The sequence below is a fragment of the Corynebacterium sp. UMB4614 genome (genome assembly GCF_030217065.1).
Classification (GTDB): Bacteria; Actinomycetota; Actinomycetes; order Mycobacteriales; family Mycobacteriaceae; genus Corynebacterium.
Window position 1 is genome coordinate 1 of the sequence record NZ_JASONC010000001.1, and the last position, 19,402, is coordinate 19,402.

The window sequence follows — 19,402 nt, forward strand, 5'->3', positions numbered from 1 at the left end:
ATTCCCCCATAGCTCAATGGCAGAGCACTCGACTGTTAATCGAGTGGTTGCTGGTTCGAATCCAGCTGGGGGAGCAAAAGGCCCAGGCTTTAAAGCCTGGGCCATATTTCTTTCCACAGCCGGGGCGCATGCTGGGAGGGGTACGCGCCACCGCGCTAACCGGAGCTAGCGGGAACTATCGTCCTCGCCCTTGGCAGCATCGCTGCCCTTGCCCTGCGTATCTTCCGCGGAGGCATTCCCGGAATCTGATTCCGCGTCGGAGTCGGACACATATTCGGTCCAGTAGTCCTCCATGGCGCGGGCATCGTTGGCGATCTCAGCCTCTGCCTCGGCTCGGGCCTCAGCGTCGGCGACGGCCTTCTCGAACTCCTCGCGCTCGATCTGCTCGCTGGCCTTCTCTTCCAGCTTGTGGACGATGTAGTCCTCCGAGGCATTGTCGGTGTACCAGGTGTGGAAGGACTCGTCCTCCACGTCCACGGCTTCAGCAGCACCCTGGCCCTCCGGCACCTGGGTGGCGCCGAAGATGAAGTGGCCATCGTGCTCGTCCAGACCCCGGCGCACGCCTCGGTCGATCGCCTCCACGGCGAAACGACGCCGCAGCATCACCGGGTCATTGTGCAGATCCTTCGCCCACGCCACCATCACGCCGATGAGGATCACCGCGAACGGCAGCGCACAGGACACCATGATGGCCTGCAGGCCGGAGAGGGCGTCGTCGCCACCAGCGAGAAGCAGGAAGAGGGCGACCGAACCAAGAGCGGTACCCCAGATGATCGTCACGGGCAGGGAAGGCACCGGGCGACCGCTCTGGGACATCGAGCCCATCACGTTCGTCGCGGAGTCCGCGGCCGTGTTGAAGAAGATGATGATCGCGATCAGCGCGATGATGTTCACCAAGCCAGAGAACGGCAGCTTGTCGATGAGGTCGAACATGACGTTCTCGCCCGAGCCCTTGATCTCGATCGGGTCGCCGTTGAGGGTGCGCCAGATGGTGGTGCCGCCGAAGACGACGAACCAGGCGATAGACAGGCCCGACGGGACGAGCAGCACCACGGTGACGAACTGGCGCAGAGTGCGGCCCTTGGAGATCTTCGCGATGAACATGCCCACGAACGGGGACCAGGAGATCCACCAGGCCCAGAAGAGCATGGTGTAGGCGGTGACGAACTCCTTCTCCACCGGGCCCTCGGAGGGGTTGGTGGACATCATGTCGATGAAGTTGTGGAACAGCTGCAGCACGGTGACCGGCAGCAGGTCGAAGATGAACAGCGTCGGTCCGGTGATCAGCACAAATAGGCCCAGAGCGATGACCAGACCCATGTTCGTATTCGACAGGATGCGGATGCCGCGCTTGACCCCCGAGGTCGCCGAGATGATGAAGACAACGGTGAGGATGGAGATGATCGCCACCACCACGCCGTCGCCCTCCAGGGGCTTGCCGGTGATGATCGAGGTGCCCGTGCGGATCTGCAGAGCGCCGATACCCAGGGAGGTCGCGGTGCCAAAGAGGGTGACCAGCACGGCGAAGATGTCGATGATCCTGCCCGTGACCCGGTTATTCGGGTCGGTGATTAGCGGCTCGAAGAGCGAGGAGATCAGCGGCAGGCGCCCACGGCGAAAGGCGGCATAGGCTAGCGACCCGCCGACCAGCGCGTAGACCACCCACGGCAGGGAAGCCTGGTGGAGGATCGCGGCGGTCAGCGCTGGGAACACGGCGTCCTGCGTCCCCGCTTCCACGCCAGCAAACGGTGGCGGGTTGAGGAAGTGCGTCAGTGGCTCCATCGGGCCGTAGAAGATCAGGCCGATGCCCAGGCCCGCGGCAAAGAGCATGGAAATCCAGGCGAAGGTGGAGAACTCGGGCTCGGAATCATCCGCTCCGAGCCGAATCTTGCCCGTTGGGCCAAGACCCACGACCAGCAGGAACACCAGGGCGGCGATCATGATCGTGGTGAACATCCAGCCGAAGTGCACGACCACCCACTCGCGCATCGCCCCGCCGGTCTCGGCGAGGTTTTCGGGTGAGATGATCGCCCATGCCAGCACGCCGACCGCGGCGAGGAGCGCCACGGCGAAGACCGGCTTGTTGGTTTTGAACTCCGCGTCGGTGTTTTCGACGTCGATGCCGGGGATCAGGGCCGGGTGAATGGAGCGCTCACCGCTGGAGGCCTTCGCCAGGGCGATGCGAGCGCGCCTGGTCATCGCGGCTTGGGTTTCGCGGCGCCGGGCGCGCTCCTGGTGGGCGCGTTCTGCTGCCCGCTGCGCGCCGGCTGCGGCCTCTTCCTTGCGCCGCTGAGCGGCTGCTTGTTCGGGTGGCAGGCCGGGTGGGTTGTCTGTCACGGTGGGGTCCTTCCTCACACTTGCTCGCTGAAAGGCTTAGCGATGTCGGCATAAATGCATTCAGTGTAGTGAAGGTGGGGGCAGAGTTCCCCAAAATGTGGGTCAGCGGCTAGCTGTGTGCTCCGGCCAGTCGCGGCGCGCTGCTGTCCACGCCCGGTGGGAGGGTGGATTCCTCCTGGACGCCGTTGCCGGTGGCTCGGGTGGTGACGGAGCCGGTTGCGCCCTGCGCGGTGCGGTAGGTGACCTGGACGGCGTCGTCCCCGAGGCGCTGAATCCCGGTGACGGCGGTGATCAGTCGCGGTTGTGGGGAGTTCACCGGGTTGCCGTTGTGGTAGAGCAGCACTGTCTCCTTGGGCCCGTCGTGCTCGCCGGCGATGTGGATCCAGGACAGCGTCTTGCAGGGGTTATAGCGGTTGGCCTTCAGCGTGTAGTGGAAGCTGCCGCCGCCGGCCATCGGGATGGTGGTGTTGTTCAGCGGAGGGGCGCTGCGGTTGCGACAGTTGTAGTCTGGCGCGCTCGGCGCCGGCGTTCTTGGGGTGTTTGCCGCCGCGTTGCTGCGGTCGGGTTGTGGCGCACTGTGGTGGGGCGACGTCGCCGGCTCCGGCGTGCCCTCGTCCGCCTGGTCGGCATCGCTAGCCAGGGTGGGGTTGGGGGCCGCATCGCTCGTCGAGGTGGTGGGGGACGCACTGCTGCTCGTCGTGGGCTGGGTGCTGGAGCTCGTGGCCTCGGACGTCTTTCCGGTGGGCTCTTCTTCCCCCGAGCCACACGCGGTCGCGGTGGCCAGCACGGGGAGGGTGCACGCCAGGAAAAGTAGCTGGCGGGACCGGGATCGGGCATGTGCTGGGTGGGCCACGATCGCCTCCTTCTTTGGGCCTGCCGGTCGGCGGTGCTGATCACCCGGTACCGGTGACACGGCGCCGACCACACGGCACCGATCACACGGGGCACCGCAGACCCAGGGTGAGCTCTTGTGAAAGCCAGTCTAACGGTCAGCGCTGCGACGCGTTTGTTTAGGTCGCTCGGGTGCATGGTGTTGTCCGCGGCGTGCGCTAACTTTAGGGGCATGACGAAGCCACAAGATCACCACCCTGATGACACCGGCGCCGAGAGCGGGGACGCCTCGGGCCCGCAGCCACCGCAGTACCGTCGCCCAGGTGACACCCCAACTGCCGATGGATCGAGCCAACAGGGCGCCAATCCCTGGGCCCAGCCGGGCGCCGGCCCGTCGGCCCAGCAAGGCGCCGGCCAGTGGGGATCGCAAGGCTCCGGCCAGTGGGGACAGGCTGGCGCGGGCTATGGCGCTGGTGCATCCCAGCAGTGGGCGCAGCAGAACCCCTATGGCGCCCAGGGGCAGAGCGCCCAGTGGCAAGGGCAGGGCTACGAGAACCAGGGCTACGGCGGGCCGAATTACGGCAACCAGGGCTACCCGGAGCAGGGCTACGCGGGCCCGGGTGGCCAGTGGCAGGGCCAGGGTTACGAGAACCAGGGCTACCCGGAGCAGCCGGAGGAGAAGTCCAACGGGCGGAACATCCTGATCATCGTGCTGTTGGTCCTGGCGCTGCTGGCTGCCGCGGCCTTCGCGGCTTTCTGGTTCACCGGCAAGCCAGGCGAAGGGAAGAGCTCGGACCAGACCACCGTGAGTTCGTCCGAGGCAACGGATGCCCGCGGTTCCGAGGACGAGGACGCGGACGCTCAAGGGGACGACCGCGACGAGGACGCCAACCGCGAGGACGATGACGAAGACACCGACGATGAGGCCGAGTCCCGTCCGAAGAACCCGCGCCTCCCGGGGTACGCGACCCCGGTGAACAGCTCGGCGCGGGGCTCGAACCCGGGCGGCGACCTGAATAGCGTCTGGAAGTCCGGCCCGACCAGCGATAGCTTCGCCCTTGCCGTGCGCGATGCCTACGTGGACGCCTACCTGGACGGCGACGAGGACGAGTTCAACCACGTGGTCGAGGCCTATAGCGATGTCACGGGCACCAGCTACACCATGAGCTGCCGCGATAACGGCGAGTACGTGCACTGCACCGGCGGAAACGACGCCAATGTCTACATCGCTTAACCGGCGCGCGGCGATCGCGGGAACCGTCCTGGCCACCGGTCTGGGGTTGGCGTCCTGCACCATTCCCACCGACCACCGGGAAGAGGAGGAACCGACCGTGGCGCAGACCGGCCCTCGCGAGGCCATGGGGCCCAAGCCCACGCGCGGGGCGGAGCCGGGCCGGGACCGGGAGCGGCGCGGGCCGCAACCGACAGGGGAGGAGACCGCGGAGGGCGCACCCATCGACCAGGCGACACTCGATGCGATCGTCCGGGAGGTCTCTGCCCAGTTCGGTGCACAGGTCGGTGTGAGTCTCGGCAGCGGTGCCGGGGCGCTGCAGGCCGGTCCGCTGCAGGGTGGTGCCGAGCCCGCGTGGTCGACGATCAAGGTGCCGCTAGCTATCGCCGCGCTGCGCTCCGGGGGAGGGGATAACTCCGCCGCCGCCCGGGCCATTCAGTCCTCAGATAACGCCGCGGCGGAGCAGCTGTGGGCCTCGCTCGGCGGTGGGGCTGCTGCGGCCGAAAAGGTCGCGGCGGTGATCCGCGAGTATAGCGGCCAGGAGGTTTCGGTGCAGCCGACCGTCACCCGCCCGGGCTTTAGCGCCTACGGGCAGACCCGGTGGTCGCTGGCGCAGCAGGCTGCCTTCGCTGCGGGCCTGGCGGAGGCAGCGGGGCAGGACCCAGCCGCCGGTGAGGTCTACCGGCTGATGGGTCAGATCATGCCGGGGCACGCCTATGGCATCGGCCAGTTGGCGGGGTCCGCGTTCAAGGGTGGTTGGGGGCCGGACGAAACCGGGGGCTATTTGGTCCGCCAGTTCGGCGTGGTGCCAGCAGGTGCGTTTGCCGGTGGCGGAGCTGGGGACGGCAGTGCCGTCGCAGCGGACGCTGTGGTGCCGATCGCGATCGCCGTGCGCGCTGCAGACGGGTCTTACGAGACCGGCCAGCAGGTGCTCAACGCGATCATCCAGAAGCTCAAGGCCGGGGCTTAACCGCCGACGCCTTGCCGCCGAGGCCTATGCGCTCCGGAGCGGGCCTCACAAGGCCCAGTCGCTGGTGTCAGGGCAGGCCTAGTTGGCCATCGCCTCCCACAGCTGGGCGTTGAACTCCGGCCACCGGTCCTTGGACCAGTCGCCGAAAGGCTCGTCGGTGAGCACCACCGCGGCCAGCCCCTGCTCCGGGGCGAACCACAGGAAGGTGCCGGACTGCCCGAAGTGCCCGGCCACCGTGGCGGGCATGTTCTCGCCCATCCAGTGGGGGCGCTTCTCCCCGTGAATCTCAAAACCCAGGCCCCACGGGCACGGGGTCTGGCGGCCGTAGCCAGGCACAACACCCACCAGGTCGGGGAACTGTACAGTCAGTGCCTCGGCCACGGTCTGCTCCGCGAGCAGCTTCGGGCGCAGGAACTCCTCGGTCAGGGTGGTCACCGCGGACGCCGAGGCGCTGAAGCCGTGGCCAGCGGAGCCTTCGACGGTGATCTCGATGCCCAACGGCTCGCAGATGCCAAGCTGCACGTACTCCGCGAAGGTCATCTCGGTGGCCTGCTCGATGAAGCTGGCCAGCACCTCGTAGCCCGCCGAGGAGTAGATGCGCCGGGTGTGCGCCGGGCGCATCTGCCGGTGCTTCCGGAACTCGATGCCGGAGGCGTGGGAGAGCAGCTCGCGAACGGTCGGGGGCTCTTCGAAGGAGGGCACCAGCTCGGCCGGGACCTTATCGTCCAGCTCGAAGGCGCCCTCCTCGACGGCCATCAGGGCGGCGTAGGCGGTGACGAGCTTCGAGACGCTGGCCAGCTGGAAGACGTGCTCCATGTCGCCGTGGGTAACGACGTCAGCCTCGCCTCCCGTGCCGTCGGCGTCGTCCCCACCCCCGAGCGTGATGGCCGCGGCCGCCACGTTGTTCACCGGCCAGTCCGCGACCTGGTTGAGCACATCCGTGATTGCGGAATCAGTCATGCTTACTCGCAAATGTCCTTTCTTGGTGCTGTCCCGTCGCCGTCTAGTTGCCCGCCTGCCGGGCCTCGATGAGCTCGGCGAATTCCTTCACCGTCATGCTGGCCTGCAGGTCCATCTCGTCGATGCGCACCCCGAACTTATCCTCGGCCTGGGTGATGATGTCGATCCGCGACAGCGAATCGATCGCCAGGTCCTCCTCGATCCGGGCGTTCGGGGTGATCTCCTCCAGGGGCAGACCAGAGGCGGCCTCGATGATGCGGGCCAGCCCGGCAGCCACCCCGGCCTCCTCGGCGGGAGCTTCCGCAGCCTTGGTTTTCGCAGTGGACCCCGAAGCCTTCGCGGCGGGTTCCTCGCCCGCCGCGCCGACCGAGCCGCCGAGGGCTGCGGCGAGCTTGGCCTTCGCGTCCTCGGAGAAGCCGGATTGCGGGGCGGCAGAAGAATTCTCGGGCATTGCTTACCTTCCTGAACGTCCTAAACTTCCTGAACCTTAAGCCTTCGTCGGGTCGCCGACGTTCAGGTCCTCGGCGGCCTTGATGGCGATCTTCCGATCAATCTTCCCCTCACGAGCCAAGCTGAGCAAAGTAGCAACCACGATGGACTCGGCGTCGATGTTGAAGTACCGGCGGGCGGCGGCGCGGGTATCGGAGAAACCAAAGCCATCGGCACCGAGGTTGATGAAATCACCCGGCACCCAGCGGCGCACCTGCTCGTGCAGCGCGGTAGCGAAGTCGCTGACCGCGATGAACGGGCCGTCGTAGCCCTCCAGCACCTGCTGGATATACGGAGTGCGCGGCTCCTCGCCCGGGTTGCGCAGCTCCTCCAGCCCGGCCTCCTGGCCGTCGCGGGCCAGCTCGTTCCAGCTGGTTACGGAGAAGATATTGGTGTTGACCCCGTAGTCGGCGAGCATCTGCTTGGCGCGGATGGCCTGGCCCATGCCCACGCCGGAGGCGAGGATGTTCGCGGTGTGCTCCAGTTCCTCGGCCTCGCCCGCGTCCCCGGTGATGCCCTCGTCGATGCCGACCAGCTTGTCCGCCGGGCTCCACAGGTAGATGCCCTTGAGCAGCCCCTCGACGTCCAGGTTCTCTGGCTGGGCAGGCTGGTGCATCGGCTCGTTGTAGACGGTGAGGTAGTAGATGACGTCCTCGCCCTGGCCGTCGCCGTCCGGGCCGGAACCTTCGCCGTACATGCGCTGCACGCCGTCGCGCAGGATGTGGGCGATCTCGTAGGCGAACGCCGGGTCGTAGGTCACGACGGCCGGGTTGGTGGTCGCCAGAACAGGGGAGTGGCCGTCCATGTGCTGCAGCCCCTCGCCGGTCAGGGTGGTGCGCCCGGCGGTCGCGCCGATCAGGAAACCGCGGCTCATCTGGTCGGCGGCCGCCCAGATGGAATCCCCGGTGCGCTGGAAGCCGAACATCGAGTAGAAGATGTACAGCGGGATCATGGCCTTGCCGTGGGTGGCGTAGCTGCTGCCCGCGGCGATGAAGCTGCCCACGGAGCCGGCCTCGGTGATGCCCTCGTGGAGGATCTGGCCGTCCTTGGCCTCCCGGTAGCTCAGCATGAGGTCGTGGTCCACCGGGGTGTAGTTCTGCCCGTGGGTGTTGTAGATCTTCAGCGTCGGGAACCAGGAATCCAGGCCGAAGGTACGCGCCTCGTCCGGGATGATCGGCACCAGGCGCTCGGCCATGGTCTCGTCGCGCATGAAGTCGCGCACGATGCGCACCAGCGCCATGGTGGTGGCGACCTTCTGCTTGCCGGAGCCCTTCAGCGCGCTGCGCATGGTCTCCACCTCGGGCACGGCGAGCGGCTCGAAGCGCTGGCGACGCTCCGGTAGGAAGCCGCCGAGCTCCTTGCGGCGGTTCAGCATGTACTCGATCTCCGGGGCGTCCGCGCCAGGATGGTAGTACGGCGGCAGCTCGGGGTCCTTCTCCAGCGTCTCGTCGCTGATGGGGATGTCCTGCTTGGTGCGGAACTGCTTCAGGTCCTCGAGGCTGAGGCTCTTCATCTGGTGGGTGGCGTTGCGGCCCTCGAAGTTGTGGCCCAGGCCGTAGCCCTTAATCGTGTGCGCGAGGATGACGGTCGGCTGGTCCTTCGTCTCCATCGCGCGGGCGTAGGCGGCGTAGATCTTGCGGTAGTCGTGGCCGCCGCGGGGCAGCGCCCAGATCTCCTCGTCGCTCATGTCCTCGACGAGCTTCTTGGTGCGGGGGTCGCGGTTGAAGAAGTGCTCGCGGACGTAGGCGCCGTCGTTGGCCTTGAAGGTCTGGTAGTCACCGTCCGTGGTGTTGTTCATGACGTCCACGAGCGCGCCGTCCTGGTCCTTTTCGAGCAGTTCGTCCCACTCACGGCCCCAGATGACCTTGATGACGTTCCAGCCGGCGCCGCGGAAGAAGCTCTCCAGCTCCTGGATGATCTTCGTGTTGCCGCGAACTGGCCCGTCGAGGCGCTGGAGGTTGCAGTTCACGACGAAGGTGAGGTTGTCCAGGTTGTGCAGCGCGGCCATCTGGATCGCGCCTCGGGATTCCGGCTCGTCCATTTCGCCGTCGCCGAGGAAGGCCCAGACGTGCTGTTCGGAGGTGTCCTTCAGGCCGCGGTCGTGCAGGTAGCGGTTGAAGCGTGCCTGGTAGATCGCGTTGAGCGGGCCCAGCCCCATGGAGACGGTGGGGAATTCCCAGAACTCGGGCATGCCGTGCGGGTGCGGGTAGGAGGGCAGCCCGACCTCTGGCTTGGAGGCCTCCTGGCGGAAGGCGTCGAGCTGTTCTTCGCTGAGGCGGCCCTCGAGGTAGGCGCGGGCGTACATACCGGGGGAGGCGTGGCCCTGGAAGAAGATGTGGTCGCCGCCGCCGGGGTGGTCCTTGCCGCGGAAGAAGTGGTTCAGCCCGACCTCGTAGAGGGGTGCGGCGGAGGCGTAGGTGGAGATGTGTCCGCCCACCCCGATGCCGGAGCGCTGGGCGCGGTGCACCATGATCGCTGCGTTCCAGCGGGTCCAGCGGCGGTAGCGCTTCTCCATCTCCTCATCACCTGGGAACTCTGGCTCCATGGTGGTGGGGATGGTGTTGACGTAGTCGGTGGAGGTCAGCGGCGGCAGGGGCACGCGCTTGGCGGTGGCGCGCTCGAGGAGGCGGAGCATGAGGTAGCGGCCGCGGTCCGGGCCGGCGTTGTCGAGCAGCCCGTCCAGGGAGTCCATCCACTCCTGGGTTTCCTCCGGGTCGCTGTCGACGAGGTAGGACGCCACCCCGTCGCGGATGTTGCCGAAGTGGGTGTCCTTCCCGGCGCTGGGTGTGCGACGGTCCTCGGAGTCTGATTGTGGCTTGTTGGCCATGGCGTGCCTCCTCGCTTAAGGGGTTGTTCTTCCTCCCCAGCCTACGTATTCGGGGTCGGTGGCGGGAGGGCGTGATAGGTGGCTTGGCGCGGTACGGGCACGGTACTGGCATGGCGCTGGCGATGAGTGGGCGTGGAGTGCCGCAGGCAACGTGGCGGAGCTTTATCCGCGGGGAGAGGAGGATGGGCGGGGAGAATCGTGAAAAATGTGTCCCACCTTAAGGTCTGCTGTGTTAGCTTGGGTCACATTAGATGATCAGCAAGGAGCTGGTCTTGAGCTACACCAGAAAGGTTTTTCACAACAGTGGGTAACACTCCCAGCGCCCCAGTCCGCGACGAGAAAGGCTCGGAGGGACTGAATTGCGCAGAGCTGCTGGAGGTCTCCAGCGGCACGATCATTCAGGAGCTCGGCTGGGACGAGGACTGCGACTCCTCGATCAGCGAGGCCCTCGAGGACGCAATCGGCGAGGAACTGCTGGGCCCGGATACCGACGAGCTCGTTGACGTGGTGCTGTTGTGGTGGCGCGAGGAGGACGGCGACCTGGTCGACGGGCTGATGGACGCCAACCATTCCCTGAGTGAGGACGGTCGCGTCTGGGTGCTGACCCCGGCCCCAGGGCTGGAGAACTCCATTCAGCCGGGTGAGGTCGCGGAGTCCGCGCAGCTGGGTGGCATGGTGCAGACCGGTTCGGAGCGGCTGGGGGATTGGCAGGCTGCGTGCCTGGTCGCGCGCGGCGCGAAGCGTTAGCCCTGGGCCTATTTGCCCCGCCGGGATGGCTGGGCTAATCTCTCTAGCTGTTGCGCGCTCTTAGCTCAGCTGGAAGAGCAACTGGTTTACACCCAGTAGGTCGGCGGTTCGAACCCGTCAGAGCGCACCGAGTCAAACCCTTGCGAACAGTAGGTTCGCGAGGGTTTCTTTTTATTTCACGCACATGTGACGCTGTTGCGTGGGGTGAAAGCCTGGAAAGTCACAGTGTCGTCGGGAGATCCTCGGGGGAATCTGTGTATTGGCTGCAGTGGCGCGGCGTCTGCGGGTTCTTGAGCGCCGGGGAGGGCGGGCTAGAGTTGTTTCTCGTAAAGCGAGTCCTTTGCTAGCCGGTTCTCTGCCGGCAGCAGGCAGGCCCGACGGGAGGAATGAACGATGGCGGTCGATCCACAGCGCGGCCAGGAGCCGAAGCGCGGCTTTCGGGCTTTTTTGACGCCGGGCTGGATCCTCTCGGCTGTCTTCGTGCTGTTGTTCACCTACTTCGCCTTCAACACCTTGGCGCCCTGGCAGCTGGGGAAGAACACCAAGCGCACGGAGTTCAACGATCGGCTCAAGGCCGCGATGGAGCAGGCCCCCGTGCCCGTCTCGGAGGTGCTGCCTCAGGAGCCTGCGAAGCCGGTGGAGGAGGCGCAGGAGTGGCGCCACGTGAGGTTGCAGGGCAAGCTGCTGCCGCAGCAGGAGGTGCTGCTGCGCAACCGCCCCGTGGAATCCGCGCCCGCCTACCAGGTCATCACACCATTCGAGACCACGGACGGCACCACGGTGCTAGTCAACCGCGGGTGGGTGCCCGCGGAGAGTCGGGATAATCGCCCGGAACTGATCGCGAAGGCCCCGGCAGGGGAGATGGAGCTGACCGGCTACGTCCGGCTCGGGGAGGGAAAGAACGACCGCGGGGTGATCGACGCGGAGGGTGCTAAGCAGACCACCAGCGTGAACGCCGAGCAGATCGGCGCGGCGACGGGCTTGACGCTGGCGCACGACTACGTGCAGCTCGACGAGCAGTCCACCGAGGCCATCACTGATCGCGCCGGGGACGCAGGGGTCGCACCGCACCCGATTCCGCTGCCCAAGATCGAGTCCGGCCCATATCTTTCCTATGGCATCCAGTGGATCGCCTTCGGCATCATCGCTCCGATCCTGCTGGGGTGGTTCATCTGGTCGGAGATCAAGGAGCGCCGCCGCGAGCAGCTGGAAAACGAGCAGCTGGCCACGGCGGGCGCTGCTGCGGGCGCGGTCTCGAACGAGGGGGAGAAGGCGGCAGTCGGTGCTGCGGGCACCGGCACCGAGCAGGCTACGGGCGCCAACGGGGTAGCGGGCGACGTCCTCACCGAACCGTCGCGGGAGACTCAACGCCAGGAGACACAGCGGCAGGAGGACGCGATGGCCGCCCGTTACGGCAAGGCGGCCAAACGACGCGGCTTCGGCTGGAATCAGCCGGGAGACGGCGAGCGTTTCTAGCTCACCGCGACTGCCGCGACGTCCTGAGGCCTCGCTAGTTCTCCTGCTCGTCGAGGATCGACTCGATGAACTCGACGATGCCCGGCACGGCGGCCTCGATTTCCTCAGCGGCATTCGCGAAGTCCGCCTCGGTGCCATAGTAGGGGTCCGCGACTTCGGGGTGCGGGCGATCCACGGTCACGCTCGCGGGGTCGAAAGCGCGGTAGAGGTGGATCTTCTGCGGGTCCACGCCCCGGCGCTTCAGGCCCGTGACATGCCCCTTATCCATCGCGAGGAAGATATCCGCGGCCTCGTGCTCCGGCCCGAAGGTCGCGGCGACGTGCTCGGAGCCGTCGTAGCCCTGATCGGCCAGCTGCTTGACTGCCCGCGGGTCCGCGCCGTCCCCGACGTGCCAATCGCCCAGGCCGCAGGAGTTTACGGTGACATTCTGCAGGCGGGGGTCGTCGCTCTTCGCCAGCGCGTCTGCCAGCATGATTTCTCCCATCGGGGAACGGCAGATGTTGCCGGTGCACACGACGGTGATGAGGGATAGGGGCTTGGCCGCGTCAGGGTCAGGCATAGCTTCCTTTGTGCTTCTCGGTTCGTGGAGCTGCGCGCTCAGCACGTTCATGGCGGCGGATTTTCGCCGCGCGTGTCACGAGCTTCAGCGCTGCTCAACGATGCTTTTGAGCTCTTCTGGGGTGTTGGCGATCAGGGGAACCTGGGCCAACTCTTGCTGACTACCATAACCCCAGTTCACCAGCACGCAATCTATGCCCTGGCTCGTAGCGCCCTGCGCGTCGTGTTTGCGGTCGCCGATCATCAGGAACTGGGAGGGGTCCGTTTCGTGCTCGGCGTTGATGAGTCCCATGACGTAGGCGACGACGTCCTCCTTGTGCTGTCGCGGTCCGCCGTCATCTTCGGCGGTTCCGAGGTAGTCGAAGTACTCCAGCAGCCCGAAGTGCTTCAGGGCACGAAGGGCACCGGTGTAGGACTTGGACGTCGCGGTGGCCAGGATGTGGCCCGCCTCCCGCCACTCGGTCAGGAGTTCCGGGATGCCGGGGAAGAGGGCGGAATCCAGCCAGCCGCCGCTGGACTGGTGCTTGCTGTAATTGGCCATGACCGTCTCGACCTGCTCGGCAGGGACGCCCGCAGCGGCGATGGAGTCCCGCATCGGGGGACCGGGCAGCCCGCGGAGGAAGTCCTCGTCCGGGATGGCGTACCCGTGGGTGCTCAGTGCGTGGATGAATGAGGCGCGGATGCCGGGGTAGGAGTCGATGAGGGTGCCGTCGACGTCGATAAGCAGGATCTTTTTCATGCCACCCACTGTGCCATTGCAGTGCGGCCACTGTGCCATTGCAGTGTGGCCACTGTGCCAGCTCGGTGTTCCTGGTGCGGGGCGAGCGGTGGGAGGACATCCCGGCGCGGTGGGGCGGTGGGTGGATCGGGTGGGGGAGCAGACCGGATACAGCGGGGGTTCGGACGGGATACAGTGGAAAACAATTCCGGGCCGCCCGGCCCGGGTCACTCAAGCCACCAAGGAGCGTGATCCCGCGTGACGACCACCGCGAGTAACCCCCAGACCACCTCGGATGCTGCGCAGCTGACGGTGGGCCAGGTTGTCGCCTGCCTGGAGGAGGCCTACCCGCCGAAGCTGGCGGAGTCCTGGGACGCGGTCGGTCTGATCTGCGGGGACCGCGCCGAGCCCGTGGCCAAGGTGGCCTTCGCGCTGGACTGCACGGACGAGGTCGTGGATGCTGCGATCGACTCGGGCGCGGACATGCTGGTGGTCCACCACCCGCTGCTGCTGCGCGGGGTCACCGGGGTTCCGGCGGATCATCCGAAGGGCCGGATTGTGCACAAGCTGATCCGCAACCGGGTCGCGCTCTTCGCCGCGCACACGAACGCTGACTCGGCGCGCCCGGGGGTCAACGATGTGTTGGCGGAGCTGCTCGGGGTTCGCGCGGGTCGCCCGCTGCGCCCGATCCCGAACCCGATCGACAAGTGGGGCTTCACGGTCCCGGTCGATTCCGCGGAGGCGGTGAAGCAGGCAATTTTCGACGCCGGCGCGGGCGTGGACGGGGACTATTCGGAAGCCTCCTTCGAATTCCGCGTCACCGGGCAGTTCCGCCCAGGTGACGCGGCCAGCCCGCACATCGGGTCCCGCGGCGAGCTGGAGCGGGTGGCCGAGCTGCGCGTTGAGTTCGTCGCCCCAGCCCACCTGCGGGAGAAGGTGCGGGCAGCCCTGCTGCGCGCCCATCCCTACGAGGAGGTTGCCTATGACGTGGTGGAGAGCCACGCCGGAGACCTGGGGGAGCAGGGCCTGGGCATCGGCCGGGTCGGCGAGCTCGACGAGCCGATGACGCTGCGCCAGTTCACCCAGCGGGTGGCTGACCGGCTGCCGTCGACGGTCTGGGGCGTGCGTGCGGCCGGCGACCCGGAGAAGCTGATCCGCACGGTCGCGGTGGCCAGCGGCGCGGGCGATAGCTTCCTGGGCACCATTGCGCGCATGGACGTGGACTGCTTTCTCACCTCCGATCTGCGCCACCACCCGGTGGACGAGCACCTGCGCGCTGGGGGCTGCCCGGTGATCGATACCGCACACTGGGCCAGCGAGTACCCGTGGTGCGGGGCGGCGGCCGCGTTGGTGGGCCAGAAGCTGGGCGTGGACACCGAAGTGCTGGAGCAGCGCACGGACCCGTGGACGGTGCACGAGGCCAGCACGGGCGGCTTCGAGCAACGCCGTTAGTCGACACTGGCGCGCCCCGCGTGTCAGCGGTGCGGCGGTGAGCAGCGAGCAAGCGTTATCGGTGGAGTAGGGAAGGCAAGGCAGCGGAAGATATGGGAGGCAACATGCGCTTGAGCGTGGAATGCGATGGCGGTTCGCGCGGGAACCCGGGGCCGGCGGGTACCGGCTCGTCGGTCAAAGACGCCGCGGGGGCGGAGGTCGGCTGTGTGTGGCAGTTCATCAAGCACGCCACCAATAACGTCGCCGAATACCAGGGGCTGATCAACGGCCTGAACTTGGCGGTGGAGATCGCGGGGCAGCAGGGCGTGAAGCCGGGGAGCCTGAGCGTGGATGTGCGCATGGACTCCAAGCTCGTGGTGGAGCAGATGTCCGGCCGGTGGAAGATCAAGCACCCGGACATGAAGCCGCTGGCGCAGGAAGTTAAGCGCATCGAGGGCCAGCTGGCGCAGGTGAGCTACACCTGGGTGCCGCGTGCCCAGAACGCGCGCGCCGATGAGCTGGCCAACCGCGCGATGGACGACCGCGAGGGTGGCCAGTGGATCGACGATGAGCTGGCCACAGCTGGGGCTGCGTCGGCTGTGTCCCAGGCCGACAACGCGGAGGGCGCGGACATGCTCTTCGACCTCGACCAGCCGTCGGACGAGGCCGCCGACACCACGCAGGATAAGCCAGCGCAGCGAAAGAAGGCGGAGACGCAGGGCGAGGCGGCGCAGGACGACCCAGCGCAGCGCGCCGAGCAGCCCGTCGAAGGCGAGGACGAGCAACAGTCGGCTGGGGTCTCACCCACCGCGTGGATGGGCAAGACCGAACCCACAACCCTGCTCCTGCTGCGCCACGGCCAGACCGAGCTCAACCGCGACGGCAAGTACTCCGGCCGCGGTAACCCGGAGCTCACCGACCTGGGCAAGAAGCAGATCGCGCACGCTGCCCGCCACATCAGCGAGCGCGGCGATGTCGACGTCATCCTGAGCTCGCCGTTGGGCCGCTGCCAGGAGACCGCACGGGCCGCCGCTGAGGCGCTGGGCATGGGCAAGGACGCGATCACGACGGACGAGGCCATCATCGAGATGGACTTCGGCACCTGGGAGGGTCGCCGCTTCGTCGAGATCCAGGAGGACCACCCGGAAGCCCACCGGGAGTGCTTCAACTACGCCACGGCCGCGCCCCACGGCGGGGAGTCCCCGGAACAGGTCTACCGGCGGGTGTCCGAGTTCGTGGATCGCGTCATTGCCGAGTATCCGGGCAAGACGGTGCTGGTGGTCACCCACATGATGCCGATCAAGTCGGTGCTGCGCCGGGCGCTGGGCACCGGCGGGGAGATCTACCGCAGCTTGCACCTGGACGTGGCCAGCCTCTCGGTTGCGGACTTCCTGCCGAACGGGGCGGGCGTGGTCCGCTTGGTCAACGAATCTCATTACCTTGGCTAGCGGCCTGGGGGTTAGACTTAATCCTTGTCGAGGCGGCCGGGTGGCTGCGGCGCGGTGGAACCACCGGCCGGTTTTTGCCGGCGGGTCAGGCCCCGTGTCGAGGAAAGTCCGGACTCCACAGAGCACAGTGGTTGCTAACGGCAACCCAGGGTGACCTGCGGGCAAGTGCAACAGAAAGTAGACCGCCCGCCCACCGTTTTTGCGGTGTGTGGCGGGTGAGGGTGAAAGGGTGCGGTAAGAGCGCACCAGCGTGGCAGGCGACTGTCGCGGCTAGGTAAACCCCACTGGGAGCAAGGTCAAGGAGCCGCACGGCCCCGTCCGTCGCAGGGCGGGGCGTGCGTGCGTTGTCTGAGGGCTGCTCGCCTGATGAAGGACAGGTGGACTGCTTGAGGCGCCCAGCAATGGTGCGTCCAGATGGATGGTCACCTCGTGCCACCCCTCGTGGGTGGCATCAGACAGAATCCGGCTTAGAGGCCGCCTCGGCACTCACACTTTGCAACTACACTGGTGGGAAGTATCAACCCGAAAGGATGGGTGGAACCCATGGCAGAAGAAAAGTGGTACTTCGACACCAAGACCGGTGAGGTCACCAAGGGCAAGTCCAGCGGCTGGGATACCCGCATGGGCCCCTATGACTCGGAGGAAGCAGCCCGCCAGGCGCTGAGCATCGCGCAGCAGCGCACCGAGGCCGCCGATGCTTATGACGAGCAGGACGACTGGGATAACGAGGACTAAGCCCCGGCTTTCCGCATAGTTCATGAGCAGCACCGAACACAGCACCAGCGAGCACGGCAGCACCAGCGAACACGGCAGCACCAAGCCCCGCAACACCAAGCACGGCACCGCAGAAAAACCGGACCTGAGCGGACTCACCTCCGCCGAGGTCGAGGAACGCACCCGGGCGGGAAGAACCAACAAGGCCACCCGCACCACGGGGCGCACGACCTGGGAGATTATCCGCGCGAACGTCTTCACCCGCATCAACGCGATGCTGGGTGTGCTCTGCGTGATCGTGTTGGCCACCGGCTCCTGGATCAACGCCGCGTTCGGCCTGTTGATCATCGCGAACTCCGCGGTGGGCATCATCCAGGAACTCCGCGCGAAGCGGACCCTGGAGAATCTCAAGATCCTCTCCGAGTCCCGGCCCCGCGTCATCCGCGACGGGGAGGAACGGGAGGTCGCCCAGAGCGAGATCGTCGAGGGGGATTTGATCCGCGTCGGTTCCGGCGATGAGATCGTGGTCGACGGTCCGCTGCTGTCCGGTTCGTTGTCCATGGATGAATCCCAGCTCACCGGGGAGGCGGACCCGGTGCGGCACAACCCCGGCGACGAGCTGCTTTCCGGCTCCTTCGTCAAGCACGGCAGCGGTGTCTTCCGTGCGGAGAAGGTGGGTGGGGAGTCCTACGCCGCCCGCCTGGCTGCGGAGGCCAGTGACTTCTCGCTGACCGATTCGGTGCTGATGAGCGGCATCAACTCGATCCTGCGGGTGATTACCTGGCTGCTGATCCCCACCGGCCTGCTGACGATTTTCACGCAGCTGACCCGCACGGACGCCCCGATCCGCGAGTCGATTCTCTCTATGGCCGCGGCCCTGGTGCCGATGGTGCCCGAGGGCCTGGTGCTGATGACCTCCATCGCCTTCGCAGTGGGCATCGTGCGCTTGGGCAAGTACAAGGCCCTGGTCAACGAGCTGGTCGCCATCGAGGGTCTGGCTCGCGTGAACACGATGTGCACGGACAAGACGGGCACGCTGACCAGCAACGAGATGGAGTTGGAGGCGGTTGTCGACGAACACGGCGACGACGCCAGCGCGGAGACCTTGCGCGACCTGCGCCGCCTCTTCGCCTCCCAGTCGGATCTGAATAACACGGCCGAGGCCATCGTTCAGGGCCTCGACGAGTGGGCGGAGCGCCCCGCCGAGAGCGAGGGCTCCGAGGCCGCCGACTCCTCCCAGCCCCAGTCCTCCCAGTTCCAGTCCTCCCAGCCCCAGGCGTTCGAGGGCAGCGAAATCCCGTTCTCCTCGGCCTATAAATTCTCCGGCTTCCGCGTGGCGGATGGCCCGACCTTCGTGTTGGGAGCTCCCGACGTCCTCCTGGACGAGGGCACCCCGGCCGCAGACGTCGCGGCGAAAGAAGAGGCCGATGGGCGCCGCGTCCTGGCCTTCGGCCGCGCGCTGGAGGAGGTCGAGGACCCCGACGAGGACGGTGCGAACGTCACCGTCCCCGAGCTCGGCGACCCGGTGCTGATCGTTCTGCGTCAGAAGCTGCGCCCCGATGTGGCCGAGACGCTGGCGTACTTCGAGCACGAGGGCGTGGACGTCAAGATCATCTCCGGCGATAACCCCGGCTCCGTCGCCGCGGTCGCGAAGGAGGCCACCGGCGAACAGATGAGCTCCATCGACGCCCGCGAGATCGCGCCGGAGGACATGGAGCGGGAGGTCCTGGACTCCGAGGTCTTCGGCCGGGTCAAGCCCGAGCAGAAGCAAGCGATGGTCGAGGCACTGCACGCCCACGGCCGCACCGTCGCGATGACCGGCGACGGCGTCAACGACGTCCTGGCGCTAAAGAAGGCCGACATCGGCGTGGCGATGGGCTCCGGTTCCGCTGCGACCCGCAGCGTGGCGCAGTTGGTGCTGCTCAACGACCGTTTCTCCTCGATGCCGCACGTCATCGCCGAGGGGCGCCGGGTGATCGGCAATATCGAGCGGGTGGCGAACCTCTTCCTCACGAAGACCGTCTACTCCGTGGTGCTGGCGATGGTCGTGGCGGTGGCTGGGGTGACCTTCCCCTTCCAGCCGATCCACGTGACGATCACGGGCTGGTTCACCATCGGCATCCCCGCGTTCATTCTTTCCCTGGCGCCGAATACGGAACGCCCGAAGGATGGTTTCGTCCGTCGCGTACTGTCGCTGGCGATCCCGGGCGGGGCGATCGTGGGCCTGGGCTCGGTGATCATGTGGCTGGTGATCTACCCAGGTGATGGCGCGAGTGAGACCCAGCAGCGGCAAGCGGGCACGGCGGTGCTGCTGGCGCTGATCATCATGGGGCTGTGGGTGCTGAACATCGTGGCCCGCCCGCTGAAAACGTGGAAGTGGGCGCTATGGTTCGGCTGCATCGGCGGCTACCTGGTGCTCTTCCTGGTCGCCCCGATCCGCGAGATCGTGCTGCTGGATATTGGTAATACGCGCCTGATGATCACCGGCGCGGTGGTGGGGCTGTGTGGCGCCGTGGTGATCGAGTTCTCCCAGTTCCTGGCCCGCCGCTTCCTCCTCCATCAGGATTAAGGACGTCGCGAGCCACGCTGATGCTCGGCGCTGACTGATCCGGCTGGTCAGGGTGATCTCTGCCCCGGCGAGGGGCTGGGCAATGCGAAAACGCCG

The 19,402-nt window shown here is 66.8% G+C and carries 15 protein-coding genes, 2 tRNA genes and 1 other RNA gene; 11 read left to right on the forward strand and 7 right to left on the reverse strand.

Annotated features, from left to right (window positions below):
* Positions 1–2: 2 nt before the first annotated feature.
* Positions 3–74 (forward strand) — tRNA-Asn (locus QP413_RS00005).
* A gap of 91 nt (positions 75–165) precedes the next feature.
* Here the strand turns inward: QP413_RS00005 and QP413_RS00010 are convergent.
* Positions 166–2,337, reverse strand: coding sequence for a BCCT family transporter (locus QP413_RS00010; RefSeq protein WP_284779946.1), 2,172 nt, complete (start codon positions 2,335–2,337; stop codon positions 166–168).
* 109 nt (positions 2,338–2,446) lie between these two features.
* Positions 2,447–3,190 carry an LppP/LprE family lipoprotein gene (locus tag QP413_RS00015; RefSeq protein WP_284779947.1) on the reverse strand — a complete coding sequence of 248 codons (744 nt, stop codon included), beginning with the start codon at positions 3,188–3,190 and terminating at the stop codon, positions 2,447–2,449.
* A 210-nt stretch (positions 3,191–3,400) separates the two neighbouring features.
* Between QP413_RS00015 and QP413_RS00020 the strand changes: the two genes are divergently transcribed.
* Positions 3,401–4,402 (forward strand): hypothetical protein, encoded by a 1,002-nt coding sequence (locus QP413_RS00020; protein WP_284779948.1) that lies wholly within the window; start codon positions 3,401–3,403, stop codon positions 4,400–4,402.
* Complete coding sequence (locus QP413_RS00025; RefSeq protein WP_284779949.1) at positions 4,386–5,369, forward strand: hypothetical protein; 984 nt, start codon at positions 4,386–4,388, stop codon at positions 5,367–5,369. The genes QP413_RS00020 and QP413_RS00025 overlap by 17 nt, the downstream gene beginning before the upstream one ends.
* A gap of 78 nt (positions 5,370–5,447) precedes the next feature.
* On the opposite strand, the gene QP413_RS00030 is transcribed toward QP413_RS00025, so the two are convergent.
* Genes QP413_RS00030 through aceE form a run of 3 tightly spaced genes read right to left on the reverse strand, consistent with a single transcriptional unit; the run spans position 5,448 to position 9,645 of the window.
* Complete coding sequence (locus QP413_RS00030; RefSeq protein ID WP_284779950.1) at positions 5,448–6,329, reverse strand: serine hydrolase; 882 nt, start codon at positions 6,327–6,329, stop codon at positions 5,448–5,450.
* Between the two features lie 43 nt (positions 6,330–6,372).
* Complete coding sequence (locus QP413_RS00035) at positions 6,373–6,780, reverse strand: acyl carrier protein (protein WP_284779951.1); 408 nt, start codon at positions 6,778–6,780, stop codon at positions 6,373–6,375.
* A 36-nt stretch (positions 6,781–6,816) separates the two neighbouring features.
* Positions 6,817–9,645, reverse strand: a complete 2,829-nt coding sequence (gene aceE, locus QP413_RS00040; RefSeq protein WP_284779953.1) for a pyruvate dehydrogenase (acetyl-transferring), homodimeric type — start codon at positions 9,643–9,645, stop codon at positions 6,817–6,819.
* Positions 9,646–9,948: 303 nt separating this feature from the next.
* Between aceE and QP413_RS00045 the strand changes: the two genes are divergently transcribed.
* The 3 genes from QP413_RS00045 to QP413_RS00055 all read left to right on the forward strand — a co-directional run bounded on the left by QP413_RS00045 (position 9,949) and on the right by QP413_RS00055 (position 11,868).
* Complete coding sequence (locus QP413_RS00045; RefSeq protein WP_284779955.1) at positions 9,949–10,392, forward strand: DUF3052 domain-containing protein; 444 nt, start codon at positions 9,949–9,951, stop codon at positions 10,390–10,392.
* A gap of 54 nt (positions 10,393–10,446) precedes the next feature.
* A tRNA-Val gene (locus QP413_RS00050) sits at positions 10,447–10,519 on the forward strand.
* 266 nt (positions 10,520–10,785) lie between these two features.
* Positions 10,786–11,868, forward strand: coding sequence for an SURF1 family protein (locus QP413_RS00055; protein WP_284779957.1), 1,083 nt, complete (start codon positions 10,786–10,788; stop codon positions 11,866–11,868).
* Between the two features lie 34 nt (positions 11,869–11,902).
* Here the strand turns inward: QP413_RS00055 and QP413_RS00060 are convergent, their stop codons facing one another.
* Complete coding sequence (locus QP413_RS00060; RefSeq protein WP_284779959.1) at positions 11,903–12,427, reverse strand: low molecular weight protein-tyrosine-phosphatase; 525 nt, start codon at positions 12,425–12,427, stop codon at positions 11,903–11,905.
* 84 nt (positions 12,428–12,511) lie between these two features.
* Entirely contained in the window at positions 12,512–13,165 is a 654-nt protein-coding gene (locus tag QP413_RS00065; protein ID WP_284779960.1) for an HAD hydrolase-like protein, read from the reverse strand.
* Between the two features lie 237 nt (positions 13,166–13,402).
* Here QP413_RS00065 and QP413_RS00070 point away from each other — a divergent pair, with 237 nt between their 5' ends.
* From QP413_RS00070 to QP413_RS00090, 5 genes are all read left to right on the forward strand, one after another.
* A complete protein-coding gene (locus tag QP413_RS00070) occupies positions 13,403–14,596 on the forward strand; it encodes a Nif3-like dinuclear metal center hexameric protein (protein WP_148812184.1) in 1,194 nt (397 codons plus the stop codon).
* Between the two features lie 92 nt (positions 14,597–14,688).
* A complete protein-coding gene (locus QP413_RS00075; protein ID WP_284779964.1) occupies positions 14,689–16,023 on the forward strand; it encodes a bifunctional RNase H/acid phosphatase in 1,335 nt (444 codons plus the stop codon).
* Between the two features lie 28 nt (positions 16,024–16,051).
* Positions 16,052–16,509, forward strand: an RNA gene (gene rnpB / locus QP413_RS00080) — RNase P RNA component class A.
* 57 nt (positions 16,510–16,566) lie between these two features.
* On the forward strand, positions 16,567–16,758 hold the full coding sequence (locus QP413_RS00085) for a hypothetical protein (RefSeq protein ID WP_070757700.1): 192 nt from the start codon (positions 16,567–16,569) through the stop codon (positions 16,756–16,758).
* 22 nt (positions 16,759–16,780) lie between these two features.
* On the forward strand, positions 16,781–19,306 hold the full coding sequence (locus QP413_RS00090; RefSeq protein WP_284779965.1) for an HAD-IC family P-type ATPase: 2,526 nt from the start codon (positions 16,781–16,783) through the stop codon (positions 19,304–19,306).
* Positions 19,307–19,402 lie beyond the last annotated feature (96 nt).